General features: G+C 70.5%; 5 protein-coding genes. 1 reads left to right on the top strand and 4 read right to left on the bottom strand.

The annotated features are described in order from the left end of the window. Positions 1-32: 32 nt before the first annotated feature. Positions 33-905: a tetratricopeptide repeat protein gene (locus FV228_RS16800; protein WP_147855675.1), complete on the top strand. Its 873-nt coding sequence runs from the start codon at positions 33-35 to the stop codon at positions 903-905. Between the two features lie 276 nt (positions 906-1,181). Here FV228_RS16800 and FV228_RS16795 read toward each other — a convergent pair whose 3' ends face one another. The 4 genes from FV228_RS16795 to FV228_RS16780 all read right to left on the bottom strand — a co-directional run. Then, the gene (locus FV228_RS16795) at positions 1,182-2,336 is read right to left on the bottom strand and encodes an acyl-CoA dehydrogenase (protein ID WP_147855674.1); all 1,155 of its coding nucleotides are present in this window, start codon (positions 2,334-2,336) and stop codon (positions 1,182-1,184) included. Positions 2,337-2,574: 238 nt separating this feature from the next. Beyond that, positions 2,575-3,771 carry an acyl-CoA dehydrogenase family protein gene (locus FV228_RS16790; RefSeq protein ID WP_147855673.1) on the bottom strand — a complete coding sequence of 399 codons (1,197 nt, stop codon included), beginning with the start codon at positions 3,769-3,771 and terminating at the stop codon, positions 2,575-2,577. Between the two features lie 2 nt (positions 3,772-3,773). Beyond that, positions 3,774-4,958: an acetyl-CoA C-acyltransferase gene (locus FV228_RS16785; protein WP_147855672.1), complete on the bottom strand. Its 1,185-nt coding sequence runs from the start codon at positions 4,956-4,958 to the stop codon at positions 3,774-3,776. 343 nt (positions 4,959-5,301) lie between these two features. Beyond that, on the bottom strand, positions 5,302-6,867 hold a 1,566-nt coding region (locus FV228_RS16780; RefSeq protein WP_147855671.1), incomplete at its 5' end, for a 3-hydroxyacyl-CoA dehydrogenase.

Raw genomic sequence — 6,867 nt, 5'->3', positions numbered from 1 at the left:
AAGGCGGGCCGCGCCCCGGGGAGAGTGGGGCGATGATCGTACGCAACGGGCTGGCACACAAGATCGCGCTGATCGGCGCGGCCACGCTCTCGGCCGCGGCGCTCGCGGGCTGTGAAACCGTCGGCAGCGCCGCCGGCCCGCGGCAATACGCGGTGGTGGAGACCGACACCACCGGCGCCACCAACGTCAACATCGCCTCGCTGACCGAGGTGATCCAGCGCAACCCGAACGACGCCGCCGCCTACAACACCCGCGGCGCCGCCTATGCCCGGGCCGGCCAGTTCAACGACGCCATCGCCGACTTCACCAAGGCGATCCAGATCGACCCGAATTCGGGCTCGGCCTACAACAACCGCGCCCTGGCCGAGCGCCAGGTCGGCCGCGACGCCGCCGCCCTGCAGGACTTCACCAAGGCGATCGGCATCGACCCGAATTACGGGCCGGCCTATATCGGCCGCGCCAACGTCGAGCGCGCCCAGGGCAACGTCGACCAGGCGCTCGCCGACCTCAACGTCGCGATCCGGCTGATGCCCGAATCGGCCGAGGCCTACCATGCCCGCGGCCTGGTCCGGCAGAAGCAGGGTCAGGACGCCCAGGCGATCGCCGACTTCGACGCCGCCATCGACCGCAACCCGTTCGTGTCCGCGCCCTACGCGGCCCGCGGCCAGAGCCTGATCGCCACCAACCAGTACCCGAAGGCGATCGAGGACTACAACGCGGCGCTCAACGTGAACAACAAGGACGCCACCTCCTGGGCCTATCGCGGCCTCGCCTACGAGAAGTCGGGCCAGCGCAAGGAGGCGCTCGAGAACTACCAGCGCGCCGCCGTGATCGAACCCAACAACGCCGTCGCCCGCGCCGGCCTCGGCCGTGTGCAGGGCGGGGTCGGCTCGCTGTTCAACTGATCTTTTTTGCCCGGTTCATCCCACCCATTCTGACAGGCTCTGGTCTTTCGATCGACAGACGGGCTTGCAACGCCAGGACGAGGCGCGGGTCCCCTCTCCCGTGCGGGAGAGGGACAGGGTGAGGGGTGCGACCTCTCCGGAAAGACCTGGTCCCTCACCCCAGCCCTCTCCCGCACGGGAGAGGGGGCCTGTCGCGCTCCCTCCTCGAAGGATCGGAGAACTCACAGCCTCGGAGATGACGGGGGTTTGGGCGGGATGGCGCGCGAAAACGCCCTCTCACGCCGCCAGCAGCCCATCCTCCCCTTGCGTGATCCGGCGCAGGTGGTGGGCGGTGTCGCCGAGCTGGTATTCGATCATGGCGAGCCGCTTGAAGTGGTGGGCGCCGATGTATTCGAGCGTCATGCCGATGCCGCCGTGGAGCTGCACCGCCTCCTGGCCGACGAACCGGCAGGCCTTGTTGATCTGCACCTTCACGGCCGCCAGTGCCGCCGCGCGCGCCGCCGGATCCTCCGCCTCCACCATCATGGCGGCGTAGAGCGCCATCGAGCGCGCCTGTTCGAGCTGGATCAGCATGTCCACGGCCCGGTGCTGCAGGGCCTGGAACGAGCCGACGCTGACCCCGAACTGCGTGCGGGTCTTGAGATACGTCACCGTGAGCTTGTGGAGCGCATCCATCGAGCCGACCGCCTCGGCGGCGAGCGCCGCGATGCCGTGCTCGGCCACCCGCTCCAGCAGCGGCAGGCCGCCCTCGGGATCGCCCAGCGCCGCATCGGCCGGCAGCGCGACGTCCGAGAACGACACCTCGGCGGCCCGGCCGCCATCCTGGGTCGGGTAGGCCTCGATCGCCACCCCCGGGGCGTCCGCCGGCACCAGGAACAGGCCGATCCCATGCGGGTCGCGCCGCTCCCCGGAGACCCGCGCCGAGACCACCATCAGCCCGGCCGCGTCGGCATTGGGCACGACGCTCTTCGCCCCGCTCAGCACGAACCCGTCGCCCGAGCGCCGGGCCGTGGCCGCCACGTCGTGGAGGTCGTAGCGCGACTGGCGCTCGGTATGGGCCAGGGTCAGCCGCAGGCTGCCGTCGATCACGCCGGGCAGGATCTTTTCCTTCTGCGCCGCGCTGCCGCCGAGCCGGAGCGCCGTCGCGCCGAGCACGAGGCTCGCGAACAGCGGCTCGACCACGAGGTTGCGCCCCACCGCCTCCATGACCAGCATGATTTCGACCGGGCCGCCGGCCAGCCCGCCCTCGTCCTCGGAGAAGGGCAGGCCGGTCACGCCGAGTTCGGCGAACGCCGCCCAGCCCTCTTCGGGGAAGCCCAGGGGTGCCTTCAGCCGCGCCTGCCGGCTCTCCAGCGACGGGTACAGGTCCGCCGCCATCCGCTCGACGCTGTCGCGCAGGAGCGACTGGTCCTCGTTCAGGTCGAAATCCATGTCGGTGTCCTCGATCGTCCCCTCCCCCCTCTGCGGGGGAGGGTGGCCCCTGCGTCAGCAGGGGTCGGGAGAGGGGAGCGCCGTGTCCGGAGAGGTCGCGACGCCCGGTACATCCTGCATCGTCGCGCTGCCCCTCTCCCGACCCCCTTCGGGGGCCACCCTCCCCCGCAGAGGGGGGAGGGAGAGCCAGCCACGGATCGTTGCGTCTATCATGCCGAAGCAGCGCTTCGGGGAAGCCTCACAACCCCAAGATCCCCTTGGCGATGACGTTGTGCTGGATCTCGTTGGAGCCGCCGTAGATCGAGACCTTGCGGTTGTTGAAGTAGCTCGGCGCCGCCGCATCGACCCAGTCGAAGCCGCCGGGCAGGTTGTTGGCCCCCGCCCCGCGCGATGGTGCCGCGAGCGCGAACGGCCCGGCGAGCTCGACCAGCAATTCGGTCGCGGCCTGCTGGAGCTGCGAGCCGCGGATCTTGAGGAGCGAGGAGGCGGGGTCGGGCTCGACCGAATCCGCCCTGCCCTGCTTGGCCGCCACCCGCATCTGGGTGATCTCGAGCGCCTTCAGCTCGACCTCGACCTCCGCGACCCGGCCGCGGAAATCGCGGTCGTCCCACATGGTCCCGGAGCCCGCCGGCATCTCCTTGGCGAGACGCTTGATCCGCTGAATGCGCTCCTTGGTGAGGCCGATCCGGGCGATGCCGGTGCGCTCGTTGGCGAGCAGGAATTTTGCATAGTCCCAGCCCCGGTTCTCCTCGCCGACCAGGTTCTCGACCGGCACCCGCACCGAGTCGAAGAAAACCTCGTTGACCTCGTGCCGGCCCTCCAGGGTCAGGATCGGCCGCACGGTGATGCCGGGGCTCTTCATATCGATTAGGAGAAAAGAAATGCCGCGCTGCTTCTTGGCCTCGAAGTCGGTGCGGACGAGACAAAAGATCCAGTCGGCGTGCTGGCCCAGCGTGGTCCAGGTCTTCTGGCCGTCCACGACGTAGTGGTCGCCGTCGCGCACCGCCTTGGTCTTCAGGGAGGCGAGGTCGGAGCCGGCGCCGGGCTCGGAGAAGCCCTGGCACCACCAATCGTCGAGATTGGCGGCGCGCGGCAGGAAGCGTTCCTTCTGGTCCTGCCGGCCGAAGGTCGCGAGCACGGGGCCGAACATGTAGCAGTTGAACTGCTGCGGCAGCGGCACCGCCGCCTGGAACAACTCCTCGGTGTAGATGTAGCGCTGGATCGGCGTCCAATCCCGGCCGCCCCATTCCTGCGGCCAGTGCGGCACCGCCCAGCCCTTGGCGTTGAGGATCCGCTGGCTGGCGACGATGTCCTCCTTGGCGAGGCTGCGCCCCTCCGACACCTTCTTTCGTATGTCAGCCGGGATCTCCGTCCGGCAGAAGCTGCGGACCTCGTCGCGGAACGCGATCTCGTCCGGCGTAAAGCGCAGATCCATCGTCAGCCTCCGATCTCGAACAGTCCGGCGCAGCCCTGGCCGCCGGCCACGCACATGGTCACCACGGCGTAGCGCGCCCCGCGGCGGCGGCCCTCCAGCAGGGCGTGGCCCACGAGCCGCGCCCCCGACATGCCGAACGGATGGCCGACCGCGATGGCGCCGCCGTTGACGTTGACCTTGTCCGGATCGATCCCGAGCCTGTCCCGGCAATAGACCGACTGGGACGCGAAGGCCTCGTTCAGCTCCCACAGGTCGATGTCGGCGACCGTGAGCCCCTGCCGCTCCAGCAGGCGCGGCACCGCGAAGACCGGGCCGATGCCCATCTCGTCCGGCCCGCAGCCGGCCGAGGCGAAACCCCGGAAGGTGCCGAGCGGGGTCAGGCCCCGCCGGGCGGCCTCGGTCGCCGACATCAGCACGCTGGCGGCGGCCCCGTCCGAGAGCTGGCTGGCATTGCCCGCCGTGATGAAGGCGCCCTCCCCGCGCACCGGCTTGAGCTTCGCCAAACCTTCGACCGTCGTGTCGGGCCGGTTGCCCTCGTCCTTGGCGAGCCGCGTCTCGACCTCCCGGGTTTCGCCGGTGGCCTTGTCGGTCACCGCCATCATGGCGCTCATCGGGACGATCTCGTCGTCGAACAGCCCCAGCGCCTGCGCGGCGGCGGTGCGGCGCTGGCTCTCCGCCGCGAAGGCGTCCTGCGCCTCCCGGGAGATGCCATAGCGCCCGGCGACGATGTCGGCGGTCTCGATCATCGGCATGTAGATCGCCGGCAGGTGCGCCTCCAGCCAGGCGTTGCGGGTCAGCTCCCGTTGCACCTTGGGCTGGACCAGGCTGATCGACTCGACCCCGCCCGCCACCGCCACCGGCACGCCGTCGAGGATGATCCGCCGGGCGGCGCTGGCGATCGCCTCCAGCCCCGAGGCGCAGAAGCGCGAGACCGTGACGCCCGCCGACTCCACCGGGATCCCCGCCACCAGGGCGGCGTGGCGGGCGATGTTGCCGCCGGTGGCGTTCTCCGGATAGCCGCAGCCCAGCACCACCTCCTCGATCGCATCCGGCTCGAGCCCGGCCCGGTCCAGGGCGCCCCGGATCGCGTGGGCCGCGAGGTCGGCGCCGCGGGTGAGGTTCAGCGCGCCGCGATGGGCCTTGCCGATCGGCGTGCGGGCGGTCGAGACGATCACCGCGTCGGTCATGCCGGGCTCCTCTTCGGTGTTGAAACGGCGTTGCGCTCAGTCGATGCGATGGTTCTGCTTGGGCGACCTGCGCAAAGCGTGATCCGAAAACCGTCCTCCGCCTTGAGCTTGGCAACCCTTGGCGGATGAACCGCGTCCCTTTCCCGGACGCCTGAAACGCAGTGGAAGGTGATCCGGGACCCAGCAAGACAAGCGCCGCGGAGCGGCACAAATCTCTTTCTAAGGACGCTTCGCGTGGTCTTGTGCTGGGTCCCGGGTCGCATTCCGCTGACGCTCCATGCGCCCGGGAAAGGGGCGGTGCACGAACGACCCCGCAACGGCGCCCTCATCGGTCGAGGGGCCATCAGGCCGTCGCCTTCCAAGCGGCGAAGCGTCCACCTTCATCCGCCAGCTTGCGCAGCAGCGGCGCCGGCTCCTGGCTGTCGTCGCCGGTCTCCCGGGCGAAGCGGGTCAGCGCCTCGGCGACGGTCTTGAGCCCGACCGTGTCGGCCCAGTGCATCGGGCCGCCGCGCCAGGCGGGCCAGTTGTAGCCGTTGATCCAGATCGTATCGATGTCGCCGGGCCGCGCGGCGATCCCCTCTTCGAGGATCCGGGCGCCCTCGTTGACCATCGGGTACATCAGCCGGGCGACGATTTCTTCGGGGTTGAAGCTCCGGCGGGCAATGCCATGCTCGGCGGCGGTCTTCTCGATGAGCGCTTCCACTTCGGGATCGCGCGTGCCCGTCCGGGCGCCGTCCGAATAAACAAAAAAACCGCGGCCGGTCTTCTGGCCGAACCGGCCCATCTCGGCCAGCGCGTCGGCGACCGGGGCCCGGCCGCCGAAATCCTTGCGGGAGCGCCAGCCGATATCGAGGCCGGCGAGGTCGGTCATGGCGAAGGGGCCCATCCGGAAGCCGAAGGCGGTGACGGCGGCGTCGACCTCATGTGGCAGCGCGCCTTCGAGCAGCAGGCGCTCGGCGGCCCGGCTGCGGCGCTCCAGGATGCGGTTGCCGACGAAGCCGAAGCAGACGCCCACCGTCACCGGCAGCTTGTTGAGGCGCTTGGCCAGATCCAGCGCGGTGGCCAGCACGTCGGGCGCGGTCTTCCCGGCCCGGACCACCTCGACGAGGCGCATGACGTTGGCCGGGCTGAAGAAGTGCAGGCCGAGCACGTCCTGCGGCCGGCCGGTCACCGCCGCGATGGCGTCGATGTCGAGATAGGAGGTGTTGCTCGCCAGGATCGCGCCTTCCTTGGCGATGCCGTCGAGTTTGGAGAAGATCTCGCGCTTGACGCCCATATCCTCGAAGGCCGCCTCGATCACGATGTCGGCCTGTCCGGCGTTCTCCAGGCCGATCGCCCCGGTGATCCGGCCGACCCGCGCGTCGCGCTGGGCCTCGGTGATCGAGCCGCGCTTGGCCGAGCCGGCATAGAGGCCCTTCACCCGGTCCAGGCCGCGCTCCAGGGCGCCGGCCTCGGTCTCGATCACGGTGACCGGGATGCCGGCATTGGCGAAGCACATCGCGATGCCGCCGCCCATGGTGCCGGCGCCGATCACCGCGGCCGTCTCGATGGCGCGGCGCGGCGTGTCCTTCAACAGGCCCGGCACCCGGGCCGCCTCGCGCTCGGCGAAGAAGGCGTAGCGCAGGGCCTTGGAGCGCGGATCCTCCACCAGCGTGCGGAACTCGTCCCGCTCGACGGCGACCGCCGCGTCGAACGCGTCCGGGTCCAGGCCGGCCCGCACGGCCCGGACCAGGGCGCGGACGTTGGTCGCCTGCGGATCGCGCTTCACCGCCTCCTCGGCCAGCGACTCGAAACTTTGCCTTGCCTCCGGGGTCAGCCTGTCCGCCCGGTCGCGCACCCGCGGCAGGGCGCCGGAATCGGCCAGTTCCAGGGCCCGGGTGCGGGCCGCCGGCACGAGGTCGCCCAGCAC

Origin of the sequence: Methylobacterium sp. WL18 (genome assembly GCF_008040015.1) — a bacterium.
Taxonomy (GTDB): Bacteria; Pseudomonadota; Alphaproteobacteria; order Rhizobiales; family Beijerinckiaceae; genus Methylobacterium; species Methylobacterium mesophilicum.
The sequence above is the reverse complement of the archived record's forward strand: the minus strand, read 5'-3'. Positions and strand labels throughout refer to the sequence as shown.